Raw genomic sequence first — 18,419 nt, 5'->3', positions numbered from 1 at the left:
AAATAGTATTGTATTTTTTTATTGTTACCTAACATTTTACCATATTTCCCTAACATAATTCTATTTTAGGAAGCGATTTCAAAAAGTAAAATATTAGTAAATATGGAGGTTCAGAAATGGCTATCAAAATAGACAAGCATCTATTCTACATCAATACAAAAAATTCCAGTCTTATAATTGAGGAAAGGGATGGCTACCTTTTGCTTAAACACTTAGGCAGAAAAATTGAATCCTATCATTTTTCCAATACAGTATTTGAGCGAGACCATGCATTTTCTGGTAATCCGAGGTCGAATGAGCGGAGTTTTAGCTTAGATACTCAGCGACAGGTTTTGGGTCAGCATGGTTTAGGAGACTTCCGGCAACCTTCTCTGCAAGTCCAACATGCTAATAATGAAGTAACAGATTTTCGGTTTGTTGAAAGTCAGCTGATTAAGGGAGGTTTGGAAGTTCCAGGACTGCCTAGCCCTCACAGTACAGAAGATGCAGAAACACTGGCCTTTATTTTAGAGGATACAGTAGCTCACTTACGCCTCACTCTCTATTACACAGCTTTTGAGGATAGCAATACCATTGCAACCTTTACTAAGCTGGAAAATATCGGTAGAGAGACAGCAGTCATACATAAGAACTTGAGCTTAATGACAGATTTGCCAGCAGGTGCTTATGATGTGATTAGTTTACAGGGAGCTTATGCTAGGGAAAAAACAGTTCGTCGTCACAAGCTAGAACAGGGAATTTTCAAAATAGCTTCCAACCGAGGAGCTTCTGGTCACGCGCAGACTCCAAGCCTTATCCTTTGTGATAGTGAAACGACGGAAGAGGCTGGTCAAGTTTGGACAATTCAGCTCCTTTATAGCGGAAACTTTGAAGCTTGGATTCAGCAAAATCAGTTGAATGAAGTGCGGCTAGGTATCGGTATCAATGAAGATAACTTTGCTTGGAAACTGGAAGCGGGGCAAACTTTCTATAGTCCTGTTGCTCTGTTGAATTATTCGGCTCAGGGTTTGACTGGTCTTAGTCATGAGAGCCAAGCTTTTGTTCAAGAGCATATCATTCCTAAAGCTTTTGCGAAGCGAGAGCGGCCAATTTTAATCAATAACTGGGAAGCAACTTACTTTGATTTCAAAAAAGAGAAGTTGCTAGAGTTAGCAGATGAGGCACAGAAAGTTGGTATTGAGCTCTTTGTTCTCGATGATGGCTGGTTTGGCAACCGTTTTGATGACAATCGAGCTCTGGGCGACTGGTTTGTCAATGAAGATAAGCTAGGTGGCAGTTTGACAGAGCTCATAGCAGAAGTTCATAGCAAAGGATTGCAATTTGGTTTATGGGTTGAGCCAGAAATGATTTCCGTAGACAGTCAGCTTTATCGGGCACATCCAGACTGGGCTATTCAAGTACCTGATCGGGATCATACTTACTCTCGCAATCAACTCGTATTGGATTATGCTAATCCAGATGTGGTAGCATATATCAAAGAAACACTGGATCAGTTATTAAGTCAGCACGATATTGACTACATAAAATGGGATATGAATCGTAATATTACCAATCTTGGGAATGGCACTGACTATCTGGCGACCCAAATGCAGTCGCATAAGTATATCTTGGGGCTTTATGAAATTGTAAAATATTTGACAGAGAAATATGAGAATATTCTCTTTGAGTCCTGCTCAGGTGGTGGTGGACGAAATGATCTTGGTATGATGCGGTATTTCCCTCAAGTCTGGGCTAGTGACAACACCGATGCCATAGCTCGTTTGCCAATCCAATATGGGTCTTCTTATCTTTATCCGACTATTTCAATGGGTGCTCATGTGTCGGCAGTGCCTAATCATCAGATGGGACGAATTACTCCGCTGCCAACTCGTGGTCATGTGGCTATGATGGGAAATTTGGGGTATGAGCTTGATTTGACTAGTCTATCAGATGAAGAGAAAGCGGCGATTGCAGACCAGGTGAAGTTGTATAAAGAATTACGGCCAGTGGTCCAGCTAGGACGTCAGTATAGGCTAATCAATCCAGATGTTGGCTCCAATGAAGCAGCGGTTCAATTTAACTATGAAGATCAAACGATTGTAACATATGTCCGAGTCTTATCAGTTGTGGAAACAATGGAAACAACCTTGAAACTAAAAGACTTAGAGGAAGAAGGGCTTTATGAGCTACAGGGAAATGGTGCAGTTTACTCAGGTGCAGAACTCATGTATGCTGGTATCACTATGAATCTTCCGCAAGGAGATTATCTTAGCAGACAGTTGCATTTTATTAAAAAATAAGGAGGCTAGACCATGAAATGGTATAAAAAGATGAGCTTAGCTGCTATTACAGGACTGTCCCTTTTGGGGCTGTCAGCTTGCAGCAGCCAAGGGGAGTCGACAGATGGTAAGGTAACGATTGAGTATTTCAATCAGAAGGGTGAAATGGTTGATACCCTTCGTGAGATTGCCAAAGACTTTGAAAAAGAAAATCCGAATGTGCATGTGAAAGTGGTAAACGTCCCTAACGCTGGTGAAGTACTCAAAACTCGCGTTCTGGCTGGAGATATCCCAGATGTTGTCAATATCTATCCCCAGTCTATTGAATTACAGGAATGGGCTAAGGCTGGGTACTTTGAAGATTTATCTAATAAAGATTATCTCAAGCGGGTTAAGAATCATTACGCAGATAAATATGCGATTGACGGGAAAATTTACAATATTCCTTATACTGCTAATGCTTATGGTATCTATTACAACAAAGATAAATTTAAAGAACTGGGATTGAAAGTTCCAGAGACTTGGGAGGAATTTGAAGAATTAGTTGATACGATTATAGCAAAAGGGGAAACGCCTTTTGCCATTGCAGGAGCAGATACTTGGACCTTGAATGGTTATCATCAGTTAGCTCTTGCCACTTCTACAGGTGGCGGCAAGGAAGCGAATGATTACCTACGTTTTTCCAAGCCAAATGCCATAAAGTCTTCAGATTCAGTGCTTAAAGATGATTTCAGGCTGTTAGATTTATTCCGCAAAAAAGGTGCCATGCAAACCAACTGGCAGGGAGCAGGCTATACTGATGTTGTCGGTGCCTTCGCTAGAGGCGATGCCCTGATGACTCCAAATGGCTCTTGGGCTATCACAGCAATCAATGCGCAAGATCCTAAGTTTAATGTTGGAACTTTCCCTTTCCCTGGAAAGCAAAAAGGACAAAGCTTGACCATTGGAGCAGGAGACCTAGCTTGGTCTATCTCTTCAAGTAGTAAGCACAAGAAAGAAGCCAATGCCTTTGTTGAATATATGTCGCGTCCAGAAGTTATGCAGAAATATTATGACGTGGACGGCTCACCAACAGCTATTGAAGGTGTCAAGGAAGCTGGGTCAGATGCACCGCTAGCTGGTCTTGCTGAACTAGCATTTACAGACCGACATCTCGTTTGGCTAGCTCAAGACTGGACCAGTGAAAGTGATTTTTATACCTTGACTGGGAACTATATTACAACTGGAAACAAAGAGGATATGGCGAAAGCACTAAATGCCTTCTTCAATCCGATGAAAGCAGACGTAGAGTAGGAGTAGATCTACTATGAAAAAATTGATTGAGAAATATTGGGGTTGGCTCTTTGTCCTAGTTCCCCTTGTACTACAGGCTGTATTCTTTTATGTGCCCATGTTTCAGGGTGCCTTCTACAGCCTGACAAACTGGACTGGTTTGACCTATAATTATAAGTTTGTTGGACTCAATAACTTTATGCTCCTCATGAGCGATCCCAAGTTTATGAACGCGATAGGCTTTACTTTTATCATTACTATTTGTATGGTGGTTGGTGAGATTATGCTGGGAATCTGGATAGCACGAGCTCTCAACTCGAAGATAAAGGGGAAAACTTTCTTCCGAGCTTGGTTTTTCTTCCCTGCTGTTCTATCTGGATTGACTGTGGCTCTCATCTTTAAGCAACTTTTCAACTACGGATTGCCAGCTATAGGGAATTCCTTAGGAATTGAATTTCTTAAAACCAGTCTTCTAGGAACGAATGGCGGTGCAATCTTTGCAGCAATCTTCGTCTTACTTTGGCAAGGGGTAGCCATGCCCATTATTATCTTCTTAGCTGGTCTTCAGTCTATCCCGACTGAGATTACAGAAGCAGCTCGAATTGATGGAGCTAGCAGCAAACAAATCTTTTGGAAGGTGGAACTTCCTTATCTCCTACCAAGCGTTTCCATGGTCTTTATCTTGGCTCTAAAAGGTGGTTTGACAGCGTTTGACCAGGTCTTTGCCATGACAGGCGGCGGTCCGAATAATGCGACCACCTCTCTAGGACTTCTGGTATACAACTATGCTTTTAAGAGCAATCAATTTGGTTATGCCAATGCCATTGCTGTTATCTTGTTTCTCTTGATTGCGGTTATTTCTATTATCCAGTTGAGAGTATCTAAGAAATTTGAAATCTAAGAGGAGAAGCCCGATGAAAAATGCAGAAAGAAAAGCTAATTTTAGTAAATATATCTTGCTAACACTGGGGTCTATTATCATTTTAATTCCACTCTTAGCAACGATATTCAGTTCCTTTAAGTCTACCAAAGACATCGTTAATAATTTTTTCGGATTTCCGACTCAACCGACCTTAGAAAATTTTCAACGCCTTTTGGCTGATGGTATCGGAGGCTACTATTGGAATTCGATTGTAATAACGGTTCTATCTTTGGCTGTTGTCATGATTTTTATTCCAATGGCTGCTTACTCTATCGCTCGTAATATGTCTAAGAGAAAAGCTTTTGGTATTATGTATACTCTCTTGATTTTAGGAATTTTCGTTCCTTTTCAAGTTATCATGATCCCTATTACAGTTATGATGAGTAAGCTAGGACTAGCCAACACTTGGGGATTAATTATCCTCTATCTGGCTTACGCTGTTCCACAGACTCTCTTTCTCTATGTAGGCTACATTAAGATTTCCATTCCAGACAGTCTGGATGAAGCAGCAGAAATTGACGGTGCTGGAAAGTTTACTACTTATTTCAAGATTATCTTTCCTATGATGAAACCCATGCATGCTACAACCATGATTATCAATGCCCTCTGGTTCTGGAATGACTTCATGCTTCCTCTCTTGGTACTCAATAAAGACTCCAAGATGTGGACTCTTCCACTCTTCCAATATAACTACACAGGTCAATACTTTAATGATTATGGACCTAGCTTTGCTTCTTATGTTGTTGGGATTATCACCATTACTATCGTTTATCTCATCTTCCAGCGCAACATTATTGCTGGAATGAGCAACGGGGCAGTGAAGTAAGCTCAAGATACAAAGTCCGTAAACTACTGAATTAGTAACGGCTGTGGAAAAATAGGGAATCTGAAAATGAAGCTTCAGCTTCTTGGAAGATTCATCTTTTTCGCACAGAGCTTAGGGCGTTTTCCATTCAGCGCACGGGAAAGAGTATATAAGACAAGATTTTAGAGGAGAAGACTATGGCTATTCAAAATAAGACCATGCTGATTACTTACTCAGACAGCCTGGGGGAGAATTTAAAAGATTTATATGACAATTTAGAAAAGCATTTTGGCGATGCTGTTGGAGGAGTGCATTTGCTCCCTTTCTTCCCATCAACTGGTGACCGGGGATTCGCCCCAGTAGACTATGAAGAGGTTGATTCAGCCTTTGGTGACTGGGAGGATGTAGAAAAGCTGGGCGAGAAATATTATCTCATGTTTGACTTTATGATCAACCACATCTCACGCCAGTCCAAGTATTATAAGGATTTTCAGGAAAAGAAGGATCAGAGTGAGTATCGTGACCTCTTTCTCAGCTGGGATAAGTTTTGGCCGGAAAATCGTCCGACGCAAGCTGATGTTGATTTGATTTATAAGCGTAAGGATCGTGCACCTAAGCAAGAAATCGTCTTTGCAGATGGAAGCACCGAGTATCTGTGGAACACCTTTGGTGAAGAGCAGATTGATTTAGATGTTCGCAGTCAGGTAACTAATGATTTCATCAAGAAAACATTGCGTCAACTGTCAGAGCATGGCTGTGATCTGATTCGTTTAGATGCATTTGCCTATGCAGTCAAAAAGTTAGATACCAATGATTTCTTTGTTGAGCCAGAAATCTGGGATATATTAGAAAAAGTCCAGCAGCAAGCGGCTGAGTTTGGGACGGATATTTTACCAGAAATTCATGAGCATTATTCTATCCAGTTCAAGATTGCAGAGCATGGCTACTTTGTCTATGATTTTGCACTGCCGATGGTAACTCTTTATTCTCTATACAGTGGTAAAGCTGAACGTCTAGTCAAGTGGCTTGAAATGAGTCCTATGAAGCAATTCACAACACTGGATACTCACGATGGTATTGGGGTTGTTGATGTTAAGGATATTTTGACTGATGAAGAAATTGACTTTGCAACCAATGAACTATATAAGGTCGGGGCCAATGTCAAGCGTAAGTATTCCTCGGCTGAGTACAATAATCTGGACATTTACCAGATTAACTCGACTTACTACTCAGCCTTGGGCGATGACGACAAGAAGTACTTCATTAGCCGTCTGATTCAGGCTTTTGCTCCAGGGATTCCACAGGTCTATTATGTTGGTTTCTTAGCTGGGAAAAATGACCTTGAACTGCTAGAAAACACTAAGGAAGGCCGCAATATCAACCGTCATTATTACAGTAATGAGGAGATTGCTGAAGAAGTCAAGCGTCCAGTTGTGCAAGCCTTGCTCAAGATTTTCAGTTACCGCAACCAGTCTGCTGCCTTTGATCTAGATGGCACTATTGAAGTGAATCTATTGGATGAAAATAGCCTCCGGATTGTCCGTAGCAATGCAGATAAGTCAGTCACTGCTCAAGTAGTTATCAACCTCAAAGAATTGACATATAGCGCGAGTGAAAATGGTCAAGCTATTACTTTTGAATAGAGATAAGAAAAGAGAAGAAGAATGGTAGAATTAAATCTGAAAAGTATTTATAAAAAATATCCCAACAGCGATCACTATTCAGTGGAAGACTTCAATCTAGATATCAAGGACAAAGAATTTATCGTCTTTGTCGGTCCTTCTGGTTGCGGAAAATCAACTACGCTGCGTATGATTGCAGGTTTAGAGGATATTACAGAAGGAACTGCCTCTATTGACGGTACAGTGGTCAATGATGTAGCACCAAAAGACCGCGACATCGCCATGGTCTTCCAGAACTATGCCCTTTATCCACACATGACTGTCTACGACAACATGGCTTTCGGTCTCAAGCTGCGCAAGTACAGCAAGGAAGATATTGACAAACGGGTGAACGAAGCAGCAGAAATCCTAGGCTTGAAGGAATTCTTGCAACGCAAGCCAGCTGATTTGTCTGGTGGTCAGCGTCAGCGGGTAGCAATGGGACGCGCTATCGTTCGGGATGCAAAGGTTTTCCTTATGGATGAGCCACTGTCTAACTTGGATGCTAAGCTGCGTGTTTCTATGCGGGCGGAGATTGCCAAGATTCACCGCCGTATCGGGGCAACAACTATCTACGTAACGCACGACCAGACTGAAGCTATGACCTTGGCGGATCGGATCGTTATCATGTCAGCGACCAAGAATCCTGCTGGAACTGGAACGATTGGTCGAGTGGAACAGATTGGTACGCCGCAGGAAGTCTATAAACATCCGGCAAATAAGTTTGTTGCCGGCTTCATTGGCAGCCCAGCTATGAACTTCTTTGAAGTGACACTGGAAGATGGTCGTCTTATCGGACCAAACAGAGACTTCAGTCTCCAAGTCCCAGAGGGCAATCTTAAGGGGTTGCGGGAGAAGGGCTATGAAGGCAATAAGTTGATTTTTGGTATTCGTCCGGAAGATATCAACATGGAACCAGCCTTTCTGGAAACCTTCCCTGAGTCGGTTCTAACTGCGAAGATTTCTGTTTCTGAGTTGCTTGGAGCGGAGTCTCACCTCTACTGTACTGTTGGTGGCAGTGAGTTTGTTGCCAAAGTTGATGCACGTGATCATATGAATACTGGAAGCAGTATTAAACTTGGCTTCGACCTAAACAAGGCGCATTACTTTGATGCTGAGACGGAAGACAATATTTTCTAATCTATTGCTCCTTATAAAATAATCCAGACAGATTACTGTTTGGATTTTTACAAAAAATCTACCTATGAAATTAGTAAAATTTTACTAAATTTATTGAAGTTTTACTCGAAAATAGTTATAATAAAATCAAGAAAACGATTACAATATCGGACATTTATTTTAAAGGAGTATAGCTTATGTCAAATGTCATTTCAGTAGAGCAAATCCGCGCAGATTTTGCCAAAGTTTTTGGAGTAGAAGCGGATCACACATTCTTTTCACCTGGTCGGATCAATCTGATTGGTGAGCATACCGACTACAATGGCGGCCATGTCTTTCCTGCAGCAATTTCTCTAGGAACTTATGGAGCGGCTCGCAAGCGGGACGACCAGTTCTTGCGATTCTTCTCAGGGAATTTTGAAGAAAAAGGGATTATTGAAGTGCCACTGGAAAACCTGCACTTTGAGCCTGAGCATAACTGGACCAACTATCCGAAAGGAGTTCTGCATTTTCTGCAGGAGGCGGGTCATAAGATTGACCGAGGCATGGATATCTATGTTTATGGAAATATTCCCAACGGGTCGGGCTTGTCTTCTTCTGCATCTCTAGAGCTTTTGACGGGTGTCATTGCTGAGAAACTCTTTGATTTGCAGTTGGAACGTTTGGACCTAGTGAAAATCGGTAAATTAACTGAGAATGAATTTATCGGGGTTAATTCTGGCATTATGGACCAGTTCGCTATTGGAATGGGAGCTGACCAGCGGGCTATTTACTTAGATACAAATACTCTTGAGTATGATTTGGTGCCGCTTGATCTCCAGGACAATGTCGTAGTGATTATGAATACCAACAAGCGACGTGAGTTGGCGGACTCTAAGTACAATGAGCGTCGGGCGGAGTGCGAAAAAGCTGTTGAAGAACTCAATCGTGAGCTGTTTATCGCAACCTTGGGCGAGTTGGACGAATGGGCTTTTGATGAGTATAGTTATCTGATAGAGGACGAAAATCGTCTCAAACGGGCTCGCCATGCTGTTTTAGAAAATCAACGTACTTTGCAAGCACGGGCAGCTTTGCAGGCAGGCGATCTTGACAAATTCGGCCGTCTCATGAATGCGTCTCACGTTTCATTGGAGCATGACTATGAAGTGACTGGTCTAGAGCTGGACACCTTGGTTCACACAGCCTGGGAGCAAGAAGGTGTTCTTGGGGCTCGTATGACCGGAGCTGGCTTCGGTGGCTGCGCCATTGCTTTAGTTGCTAAGGATGCGGTAGACACTTTCAAAGAAAATGTTGGCCGCAAGTATCAAGAAGTCGTCGGCTATACCCCTAGCTTTTACATTGCAGAAGTAGCTGGCGGAAGCCGAGTGCTGGACTAAATCACAGAAAAGGAACTTGGGCTGACAGCAATGCTAGCCCTTTACTAACAAGATAACAAGAGAAAGGAAGATCTATGCCCAAGAAGTTACTGGATGCTTTTGTATCAGCAGTGATTGACAATAGCACTTTTGAGGAAATGGACGCCATTTATCTAAGCAATCGTGTCATGGCTCTGGTTGGAGAGACAGTGGCTGAGCAGGAGACGACGGCTGAGCAGCTAATTGACCTGAAGGATGACTTGGTAGCTGCAGCTGTAAGAAGTGAGAAAATTGGTCATACCCTAGCTGAGCAGGATATACTAGGAGCAGATCTCATGAACTTGATTACCCCAGCCCCTAGCCAGCTCAATCGGGACTTCTGGACGACTTATACCTCCAATCCCGAGCAAGCTGTGGCTGATTTTTACCAGCTTAGTCAAAAAAATGACTATATCAAGGTCAAGGCTATTGCTAAAAACATTGCTTTCAAAGCACCGACCGCTTATGGAGATTTGGAAATCACCATCAATCTCTCTAAGCCAGAAAAGGATCCCAAGGAAATTGCGGCAGCTAAAAAGGCTAAGAACAGTAATTATCCAGCCTGCCAGCTTTGCATGGAAAATGAAGGTTACCAAGGGCGCTTGGATCACCCAGCTCGCGCCAATCATCGGATTGTTCGCTTTGATTTGGCTGGACAGGAGTGGGGCTTCCAGTATTCGCCCTATGCCTACTTTAACGAGCACTGTATCTTTCTGCACAGCCAGCACCTTCCCATGGCTATCAGTCGGCTGACCTTTGAGCGCTTGCTGGACATCGTGGAGACCTTTCCGGGTTATTTCGCTGGCTCCAACGCCGATCTGCCGATTGTCGGTGGCTCCATCCTGACCCACGACCACTATCAGGGTGGACGTCATACTTTCCCTATGGAAATAGCAGAGCTGGATTGCAGCTTTACTTTTAGCGGATTTGATGAGGTAGAGGCAGGCATTGTCAAGTGGCCCATGTCCGTCATTCGTCTGAGGTCTGAGAAGAAGGAACGGTTGATTGAATTGGCTAACAAAATCTTGCAAGTTTGGCGGGTTTATTCTGACCCAAGTGTGCAGGTGTTGGCAGAGTCTGAGGGTGAGCCGCACCATACCATCACACCGATTGCGCGCAGAAAAGATAGATTTTTTGAGCTAGACTTGGTCTTGCGGGACAATCAAACTTCCCCAGAACATCCAGACGGCATTTATCACCCTCATAGAGACGTTCAGCATATTAAGAAAGAAAATATCGGTCTGATTGAGGTGATGGGACTGGCTATTCTTCCGCCTCGGCTCAAGGAAGAACTCAAGCAGGTGGAACTTTTCTTGCTGGGAGAAGACTGTCAGGTTGCTGCCTATCATCAGGAGTGGGCCAATCAACTCAAAGAGCAGAATCCAGATGTTACCGCTGAGACGGTGGAAGGAGTAGTTCAGGCCTCGGTTGGACAAATTTTCAGCCGCGTGCTGGAAGATGCGGGAGTTTACAAGCGGACAGATGATGGACAGGAGGCTTTCATGCGCTTCGTCCAATCTGTCGGTTTGGAAGAAGAATAATTGTAGCAAGAGTTTTCATTCGTCCTTATTTTTGATAAAATAGTTAAAGTATAAATCAAGATGAGAAAGGGAGAAACATGGCAATTTTAGTATTAGGTGGAGCTGGCTATATCGGCTCGCACATGGTAGACCGTTTGGTAGAAGCAGGTAAGGAAGATGTAGTCGTCGTTGATAATTTGGTGACTGGCCACCGCGCAGCGGTTCATCCGCAGGCAGTCTTTTATGAGGGAGATTTGGCTGACAAGGACTTTATGCGTAGCGTTTTTGCCAAACATCCATCAATAGATGCAGTCATTCACTTCGCTGCCTTTTCACTGGTGGCAGAGTCTATGGCGGACCCGCTCAAGTATTTTGACAATAACACAGCCGGCATGGTTTCTCTCTTGGAGGTCATGCAGGAATGCGGCGTTAAAAACATTGTCTTTTCATCGACAGCGGCGACTTATGGTATTCCTGAGGAAGTGCCGATTCTGGAAACAACTCCGCAAAAGCCTATCAATCCTTATGGTGAGAGCAAACTCATGATGGAGACCATTATGCGCTGGGCAGACCAGGCCTATGGCATCAAGTTTGTAGCCCTGCGTTATTTCAATGTGGCCGGTGCCAAGCCCGACGGCTCAATCGGCGAGGACCACGGACCTGAAACCCATCTCCTACCGATCGTGCTTCAGGTGGCTCAGGGCAAACGTGAGAAGATTGCCGTCTTTGGAGATGATTATGATACTCCGGACGGGACCAATGTCCGCGATTATGTCCATCCTTTCGACTTGGCTGACGCCCATATTTTGGCTGTCGAGCACCTGCGTGCTGGACATCCTTCAGATGCCTTTAACCTTGGTTCTTCGACTGGTTTTTCCAACCTGCAGATTGTAGAAGCAGCCCGAAAGGTGACCGGACATCCTATTCCTTTGGAAATAGCAGAGCGGCGCCCAGGGGATCCGGATACGCTGATTGCTTCCTCTGAGAAAGCAAGAAATATTCTGGGCTGGCAGCCGAAATTTGACAATATCGAAACCATTATCGAAACCGCTTGGAAATGGCATTCCAGTCATCCGAATGGCTATGATGACAGAGGATAAACTGACGAACCAGCTAGAAAAGCTGGTTTTTTTCTTGCTTTTTGAATCAAATTATGATTAAATTATATAAAGAAACAACTGTTGCGCAACATTTGTGTTAGAAAGAGATATCAATGCCTCCAAAAAATAAATTCACTAAAGAAGAAATAATTGAAGCTTGTTTAGATCTTGTTCGAGAAGAGGGGAGGTCGGCTGTCACGGCACGAGCTGTTGCTGCTAAATTAAAGTCCTCTTCTAAGGTCATTTTTGGTCTCTTTGATAACATGGAAGAGTTGAGCAAGGCTATTGTCATTGCTGCTGAGAAGACCTTTGTCAAACAAGTTGAAATCGCATTACAGGAAGAAAAAGCCTTTCGTGCTGTTGGGATTGCTTATATTCGATTTGCAGCTGAGGAGCCCCAGCTTTTTCAGTTGATTTTTATGAATGAGCCTGAGCGTCGCATCGATAAGTTTGCTGACTTTTTGCCGATCAAAGATTACAGCTATGAACAAATGATTCGGTCTATTCAAGAGGAATATGGACTCTCAAGACAGCTGTCAGAGCAGCTCTACCAACATCTATTTATTTATTCACATGGAATTGCCAGTATGACTGCTGCAGGAATCTATCGATTTTCATCAGCAGAACTGCTGCCTATGCTGACACAAGTATTTACAGCTTTTATAAAAGAATTATTGGGAGGAAATCATGATTGAACTAAAGGAAGTTAGAAAGTCTTATGGTACCAATGAAATTTTAAAAGGTATTGATTTACAGATTGCAGACCAAGATTATTTGGTTATTTTGGGAGCTTCTGGCTCAGGTAAGTCAACCTTACTCAATATTCTTTCAGGCTTAGAAAAGCCAGATCAGGGCGAGGTTCTATATGATGGAGAAAATATTGCCTCTTTGAGCGAAAGCAAGTTGACAAAGTTTCGTAAGGAACAGGTTGCTTTCATTTTCCAACAATATTATCTATTGCAAGAGCTGACAGTAGAGCAGAATGTTAAAATGGGAGCCCACCTAGCAAATAATCAAGATTACCTGCCAGTTCTTGAAGCAATGGGGCTTAGGGACAAACTTCACCAATATCCTAGTGAATTATCAGGAGGAGAGCAGCAGCGCGTGGCTATTGCCAGAGCCTTAGCGAAGAAACCACGGGTCCTTTTTCTTGATGAACCAACAGGAGCTTTAGATGAAGCGACTGGTCGCCAGATTCTTTCCTACGTTGCTCAAATGAAAGAAGAACTTGGTTTTACTCTGGTAATGGTCACTCATAATGAGCATATCGCTCAGCTAGCTAAGACAGTTGTCAAGATAAACAGCGGAAAAATCCAAGAGATTTTGGTTAATGAAGAGCCAAAAAGCGTAGAAGAGATTGGATGGTAGGCTATGGTAATCGGTATTAAGGATTTACGCAAGCTGTTTGTTGTATCAATAATCAGTTTTTGTGCGGTGTTAGTTTCTACTTTATTTGTCAATTTTTATATTGATCTTCAAGCAATCAATATTGAGAAGTTATCTCAACCTGCTAAGGCCTACTATGATGCTCAAGTCCTCATTGCTAAATTTGTTTCCTTGGTGAGTGGAGGTGTTCTCTCTTTCTTAGCAGTTTTGCTTTTATTCTTTTATATCAAGCAGTTTATTGATAGTCATAAAGAAGAGCTAGGAATTCTCAAAGCTTTAGGCTACCAAAATTTCGAATTGGCCAGACATTTCTGGGTCTTTAGCTTTTCGGTTTTTCTAGGAACGTTCCTTGGTTTCGGAGCTTCATTCTTCTTTATGCAGGATTTTTATGATTTGCGAAATCAAAAATCTCTGCTGCCTCTTATTAACATTCATTTTCATTGGGAATTGCTGGGGGCTTTAGTTGTCTTGCCGACCCTTATTTTTGCTCTATTAGGGATTGGCTACGCTGCTATTAAACTAAAGCAACCGAGTCTCTATTTGCTGAGGAGACTAGAATTTACGCGGGTCAAGCATAAGCGTCACAAGGTAAAATCTGACCGACCATTTTTGAAAGAGCTGAGTGCAGTTCATTTTTATCAACGGAAACTTCTGATTTTTTTTGTCATTTTTGCAGCTTTTTCCTTTGCAGCTATGATGCAGCTTTCCTTTGGAATGAAAGAGTTTATTGATGGCAGTATTCAAGCTATGATGATGGGCATAGGGCTTGTGTTGTCACTTTCAGTTTTGCTGCTTTGTTTAGGAACGGTTGTTCAAGAAAACAAAGCCAGTCTAGCTCTGATGAAGGCCTTTGGTTACAGTCAAAAGGAATGTTATCAAGTTATTCTAGCCAGATATCGAGTAGTGGCTTATCTAGGCTTTGTCTTAGGAACAGCTTATCAATACGGAATCATGAAATTATTGCTTAAAGTCATTGTAAAAGATGTTCAAGGCGTGCCTGATTACTCATTTGATATGCAGCTTTGCTTCCTTTCTTTTTTAGCTTTTGTAATGGTTTATGAATTTCTTGTCGCTTATTATTTCCGAGCTATTAGACGATTGAGTCTTAAAGAAGTCATGCTAGCTGAATAAGAAACCTCATCTCGCTTTTATGCAGGAAAAACCTGTATGAAAGCCTTTTTTATGCTATAATGATGGAAAAGTATGAGGAGAAAATGATGAATCAAACTGTTCAATATTTACAAGAATTAACGGCTATCCCTTCCCCAACAGGCTTTACGGCTGAGGTGGCAGACTATTTGGTAAAAACGCTGGAAGAAATGGGCTATGAGCCTGTCCGAACCAATAAAGGCGGAGTTCATGTCGTGGTGAAGGGAGAAAATGATGTCCAACATCGGGTCGTGACGGCCCATGTGGATACTCTGGGAGCTATCGTGCGTGCGGTCAAGTCTGACGGTCGTCTCAAACTGGATCGGATTGGCGGTTTCCCTTGGAATATGATTGAAGGAGAAAACTGTCTAGTCCATGTGGCCAGCAGTGGCAAGACTATCAGCGGGACTATCTTAGTTCACCAGACTTCCTGTCATGTCTATAAGGATGCTGGGACGGTGGAGCGGACTCAAGACAATATGGAAGTGCGTTTGGACGAAAAGGTGACGAGTGAGAAAGAAACGCGGGATTTGGGAATCGAAGTCGGCGATTTTATTTCCTTTGATCCGCGAACAACAGTTACTGAGTCAGGTTTTATCAAGTCCCGTTTTCTCGACGACAAGGTCAGCGCAGCTATTTTGCTCAATCTTCTGCGCGTCTACAAAGAGGAAAATATTCAGCTGCCAGTGACGACTCATTTTGCCTTCAGTGTCTTTGAAGAGGTTGGTCATGGAGCTAATTCCAGCCTGCCAGAGCAAGCGGTGGAGTATTTGGCAGTTGATATGGGGGCTATGGGTGACGATCAGCAAACAGATGAGTACACGGTTTCCATCTGTGTCAAGGATGCTTCAGGACCTTATCACTATGGCTTCCGGCAGCATTTGGTAAATTTAGCCAAGGAGCAAGACATTCCTTACAAACTAGACATCTATCCCTTTTACGGTTCAGACGCCTCTGCAGCTATGAGCGCAGGAGCAGAAGTCAAGCATGCCCTGCTAGGAGCTGGCATCGAATCCAGCCACTCTTATGAGCGTACGCATATCGATTCGGTTGTCGCGACAGAGCGCATGGTGGATGCTTATCTAAGAAGTGGATTGGTGGAGTAAAAGTAGGACATCTAAGCTGGGTAAAACACAAAAAATCTGAGTATCATAATAGAAATCAGATAGTTGTTTTGTTCAAGTGGGTAAGTTTTTGTCGAGTCTTGAAGATAGATTAAAGTTGTTTGGAAAGTTATGATGTTGGTGTATTTGAAAAAAATTCTTCTATTTTTATTTATTACAATTATAACTACTCTAGTGTTCATCTTCACTTATCATCAGCTTTGCTTGAATAACGAGCAGAAATTACTTGATAACCCGCAGGGGAGACTGGTTCAAGTAGGCAGCAAGAAAATGAATATCTATGTAGCTGGTCAGGGAGAAAAGACGCTGGTTTTTTTGGCGGGCGGTGGCACAACGTCCCCTATTCTTGACTTTAAGAGCCTCTATTCTAAATTGGAAAAAGACTATCGGGTTGTTATTGTTGAACGCTTGGGCTATGGCTTCAGCGATGACAGCGAAGGGGATAGCAGAGATATTGACACGGTACTTGCCCAGACGAGGCAGGCTTTAAAAAAGGCTGAAATCAAGGGTCCATATACATTGGTGGCTCACTCTATGGCTGGACTAGAAGCGCTTCATTGGGTTGCAAAATATCCTGAAGAAGTCCAAGGCATTATCGGACTGGATATAGCCTTGCCAAGTTCTTACACCAACCTAAGCCTTTACCCCTTGGTTTATAAAGGCTTACAAATGGCTGCTAATTTAGGCTTAAGTCGGGTATTTTATGATGTTGACAAGCAAGTTCCCGCTCTTGCGGCTGGTGATTTGACAGCAGAAGAAAAGCAGGTATACAAGGCTCTTTTCTATCGTCGTCCATTGTCAAATGCTGTTTATGAAGAGGTCATGCAGGTTAAGCAAAATGCTGAGGCAGTTTCTAGAGAAAAGCTTCCTGAACGACCGATCTTGCTCTTTTCTTCAAATGGCCGAGGGACTGGTTATAGTCAGGAAGAATGGCAGAGCTTCCAGAAGGATTTTGCAGCGCAGTATCCACAGACAGAGCTGATTCTACTGGACTGCCTTCACTATGTGCATGATTATGGCAGTGATGAGTTGTCAGAAAAAATAAAGCAGTTTCTAAAATAATAAGGCTTCTACAGGGCTTAAAATACTAGAAAAACGAGAGGGAATTTTCCCCTCTCGTTTTTGAATATACAGATTATTTGACAGACCAGACACTGACTGACTTTTCCTCTACTGGAAATTCTCCCCAGCCTTCTTCGTCAATGGTCACGATTTGAGAACTGTTGTCCAGATAATCTCTGAATTCTCTGCTGGCCCATTCTGAACCGACCAGCATACGTTTGCTGCTTGTTTGGTCATTGCTGACAACAACAGCGATTGGCTGACCCCCGTCCTTTCCTTGACGAGTCCAGCCGATACAGTTAGCATCGTCAAAGTAGTCAGTCTGCTCGCCATAAGCTAGGTTGAGGCGGACATCCAAAAGCTTGTCCAGCACATCCTGAAAACTCTCCTGAGCAAACTGGCCCTCAATGCCATAGTAGTCTCCGTAAAAGACACAAGGAAGTCCAGTTTCTCGTAGAAGGATGAGAGCATAGGCTGCTGGCTTGAACCATTCTTCGACAGTGGACTCCAAAGCCTGTCCCCGCTGAGTATCGTGATTGTCCACGAAGGTCACGGCTGACTCAGGATGATTTTTTGCCAGAGTATGGTCAAAAATGGTCCGTAAGTCATAGTCTGCTCCAGCTCGGCTGGCATCAAAGAAGTTTTGGTGGAGCTTGACATCGACAAGGTCAAAGCGATAGTCAATACTTTCTAGATACTCGTTATTGGCTGTCTCATCGCCATTCCAAAATTCTCCAAAGACATAGAAATCTTCGCCGTATTTTTCAGTAATATCACGGATGAAATTCTTCATAAAGAAGGAGTCAATGTGCTTGACAGCATCCAAACGAAAACCTTGGACTCCAGTTGTTTCGATAAACCAGTGAGCCCAGTCATAGAGATTTTGAATGACCTCTGGATGTTTGAAGTCAATATCGGCGTACATGAGATAGTCATAGTTGCCGTTTTCATTGTCCACCAGCTCATCATCTGCCCAGCCTTTATTGTCTCCTTGGATGAGGTAAATGCCAGACTTATTGTTTTTGGCATCGTAGTCCGTACCGGTGAAGTGATACCAATGCCATTCAAAATCATTGTAGGCTTTGTGGCGGCCTGGGAAGGTAAACTTAGTCCAGCCTTTGATTTCGAAAGGTTCTGACAAGACCTTGGTTCGGTCGTTAGGATCCACTTCAACGACGGTAAAGCGCTCTTTGCAGTCTGCTTCTGCCTTGTGATTAAGTACCACATCGGCCATTGGCTCAATGCCGTTGGCTTTCAAAGTCTGGATAGCTTTTAGGTAGTCTTCCTTAAAACCATATTTTGTTCGGATGGTTCCTTTTTGGTCAAACTCACCCAAGTCGAAGAGGTCATAAACTCCATAGCCAACATCATTTGAACTCGTTGCCTTAAAAGCTGGCGGCATCCAAACTTTGCGAATGCCTTTTGATGCTAGGTTCGGAGCATCCTCCGCCAAGCGATTCCAATGTTGTCCATCATTTGGTAAGTACCATTCAAAATATTGCATTAATGTTTGATTTTCCATACTAGATACCTCACATTCTTAGTGATGAGTCTATTTTACCAAAAGAAGAATGATTACGCAAACGTTTGCGTAAATAATTTTTTACTTTTCTTACTTTTTCCGTAGATAAAAGGAATGTTATATTG

Annotated in this window: 15 protein-coding genes; 14 read left to right on the top strand and 1 reads right to left on the bottom strand. The window is 42.9% G+C overall.

The window, feature by feature from the left end; genetic code table 11:
- Positions 1-116: 116 nt before the first annotated feature.
- The 14 genes from AC5FEC_RS00950 to AC5FEC_RS00885 all read left to right on the top strand — a co-directional run bounded on the left by AC5FEC_RS00950 (position 117) and on the right by AC5FEC_RS00885 (position 16,772).
- A complete protein-coding gene (locus AC5FEC_RS00950) occupies positions 117-2,279 on the top strand; it encodes an alpha-galactosidase (RefSeq protein ID WP_493661002.1) in 2,163 nt (720 codons plus the stop codon).
- A 12-nt stretch (positions 2,280-2,291) separates the two neighbouring features.
- Positions 2,292-3,551 carry an extracellular solute-binding protein gene (locus AC5FEC_RS00945; RefSeq protein WP_493661001.1) on the top strand — a complete coding sequence of 420 codons (1,260 nt, stop codon included), beginning with the start codon at positions 2,292-2,294 and terminating at the stop codon, positions 3,549-3,551.
- Between the two features lie 13 nt (positions 3,552-3,564).
- Positions 3,565-4,431 carry a carbohydrate ABC transporter permease gene (locus AC5FEC_RS00940; protein WP_223310273.1) on the top strand — a complete coding sequence of 289 codons (867 nt, stop codon included), beginning with the start codon at positions 3,565-3,567 and terminating at the stop codon, positions 4,429-4,431.
- Positions 4,432-4,444: 13 nt separating this feature from the next.
- Entirely contained in the window at positions 4,445-5,278 is an 834-nt protein-coding gene (locus AC5FEC_RS00935; protein WP_002912289.1) for a carbohydrate ABC transporter permease, read from the top strand.
- A gap of 176 nt (positions 5,279-5,454) precedes the next feature.
- A complete protein-coding gene (gene gtfA, locus AC5FEC_RS00930) occupies positions 5,455-6,900 on the top strand; it encodes a sucrose phosphorylase (protein ID WP_493661000.1) in 1,446 nt (481 codons plus the stop codon).
- Between the two features lie 21 nt (positions 6,901-6,921).
- Complete coding sequence (locus tag AC5FEC_RS00925; protein WP_493660999.1) at positions 6,922-8,058, top strand: ABC transporter ATP-binding protein; 1,137 nt, start codon at positions 6,922-6,924, stop codon at positions 8,056-8,058.
- A gap of 176 nt (positions 8,059-8,234) precedes the next feature.
- Positions 8,235-9,413, top strand: a complete 1,179-nt coding sequence (locus tag AC5FEC_RS00920) for a galactokinase (RefSeq protein ID WP_493660998.1) — start codon at positions 8,235-8,237, stop codon at positions 9,411-9,413.
- Between the two features lie 74 nt (positions 9,414-9,487).
- The gene (galT, locus tag AC5FEC_RS00915; protein ID WP_493660997.1) at positions 9,488-10,972 is read left to right on the top strand and encodes a UDP-glucose--hexose-1-phosphate uridylyltransferase; all 1,485 of its coding nucleotides are present in this window, start codon (positions 9,488-9,490) and stop codon (positions 10,970-10,972) included.
- Between the two features lie 77 nt (positions 10,973-11,049).
- Positions 11,050-12,051, top strand: coding sequence for a UDP-glucose 4-epimerase GalE (gene galE / locus AC5FEC_RS00910; protein WP_493660996.1), 1,002 nt, complete (start codon positions 11,050-11,052; stop codon positions 12,049-12,051).
- A 113-nt stretch (positions 12,052-12,164) separates the two neighbouring features.
- Entirely contained in the window at positions 12,165-12,746 is a 582-nt protein-coding gene (locus tag AC5FEC_RS00905; protein ID WP_493660995.1) for a TetR/AcrR family transcriptional regulator, read from the top strand.
- Complete coding sequence (locus AC5FEC_RS00900) at positions 12,739-13,419, top strand: ABC transporter ATP-binding protein (RefSeq protein ID WP_493660994.1); 681 nt, start codon at positions 12,739-12,741, stop codon at positions 13,417-13,419. The genes AC5FEC_RS00905 and AC5FEC_RS00900 overlap by 8 nt, the downstream gene beginning before the upstream one ends.
- 3 nt (positions 13,420-13,422) lie before the next feature.
- On the top strand, positions 13,423-14,568 hold the full coding sequence (locus AC5FEC_RS00895) for an FtsX-like permease family protein (protein WP_493660993.1): 1,146 nt from the start codon (positions 13,423-13,425) through the stop codon (positions 14,566-14,568).
- A gap of 86 nt (positions 14,569-14,654) precedes the next feature.
- Entirely contained in the window at positions 14,655-15,692 is a 1,038-nt protein-coding gene (locus AC5FEC_RS00890; RefSeq protein ID WP_493661075.1) for a M42 family metallopeptidase, read from the top strand.
- Positions 15,693-15,914: 222 nt separating this feature from the next.
- A complete protein-coding gene (locus AC5FEC_RS00885) occupies positions 15,915-16,772 on the top strand; it encodes an alpha/beta fold hydrolase (RefSeq protein ID WP_493660992.1) in 858 nt (285 codons plus the stop codon).
- A gap of 73 nt (positions 16,773-16,845) precedes the next feature.
- On the opposite strand, the gene AC5FEC_RS00880 is transcribed toward AC5FEC_RS00885, so the two are convergent.
- A complete protein-coding gene (locus AC5FEC_RS00880; protein WP_493660991.1) occupies positions 16,846-18,294 on the bottom strand; it encodes an alpha-amylase in 1,449 nt (482 codons plus the stop codon).
- Positions 18,295-18,419 lie beyond the last annotated feature (125 nt).

The organism is Streptococcus sp. STC1396, assembly GCF_058933875.1.
This window is presented reverse-complemented; position numbering and strand designations above follow the sequence as displayed.

Bases quoted from the DNA above. Each gene is read 5' to 3' on its own strand.
- AC5FEC_RS00950 (WP_493661002.1), top strand. From the start codon at position 117: ATGGCTATCAAAATAGACAAGCATCTATTCTACATCAATACAAAAAAT.
- AC5FEC_RS00945 (WP_493661001.1), top strand. From the start codon at position 2,292: ATGAAATGGTATAAAAAGATGAGCTTAGCTGCTATTACAGGACTGTCC.
- AC5FEC_RS00940 (WP_223310273.1), top strand. From the start codon at position 3,565: ATGAAAAAATTGATTGAGAAATATTGGGGTTGGCTCTTTGTCCTAGTT.
- AC5FEC_RS00935 (WP_002912289.1), top strand. From the start codon at position 4,445: ATGAAAAATGCAGAAAGAAAAGCTAATTTTAGTAAATATATCTTGCTA.
- gtfA (WP_493661000.1), top strand. From the start codon at position 5,455: ATGGCTATTCAAAATAAGACCATGCTGATTACTTACTCAGACAGCCTG.
- AC5FEC_RS00925 (WP_493660999.1), top strand. From the start codon at position 6,922: ATGGTAGAATTAAATCTGAAAAGTATTTATAAAAAATATCCCAACAGC.
- AC5FEC_RS00920 (WP_493660998.1), top strand. From the start codon at position 8,235: ATGTCAAATGTCATTTCAGTAGAGCAAATCCGCGCAGATTTTGCCAAA.
- galT (WP_493660997.1), top strand. From the start codon at position 9,488: ATGCCCAAGAAGTTACTGGATGCTTTTGTATCAGCAGTGATTGACAAT.
- galE (WP_493660996.1), top strand. From the start codon at position 11,050: ATGGCAATTTTAGTATTAGGTGGAGCTGGCTATATCGGCTCGCACATG.
- AC5FEC_RS00905 (WP_493660995.1), top strand. From the start codon at position 12,165: ATGCCTCCAAAAAATAAATTCACTAAAGAAGAAATAATTGAAGCTTGT.
- AC5FEC_RS00900 (WP_493660994.1), top strand. From the start codon at position 12,739: ATGATTGAACTAAAGGAAGTTAGAAAGTCTTATGGTACCAATGAAATT.
- AC5FEC_RS00895 (WP_493660993.1), top strand. From the start codon at position 13,423: ATGGTAATCGGTATTAAGGATTTACGCAAGCTGTTTGTTGTATCAATA.
- AC5FEC_RS00890 (WP_493661075.1), top strand. From the start codon at position 14,655: ATGAATCAAACTGTTCAATATTTACAAGAATTAACGGCTATCCCTTCC.
- AC5FEC_RS00880 (WP_493660991.1), bottom strand. From the start codon at position 18,294: ATGGAAAATCAAACATTAATGCAATATTTTGAATGGTACTTACCAAAT.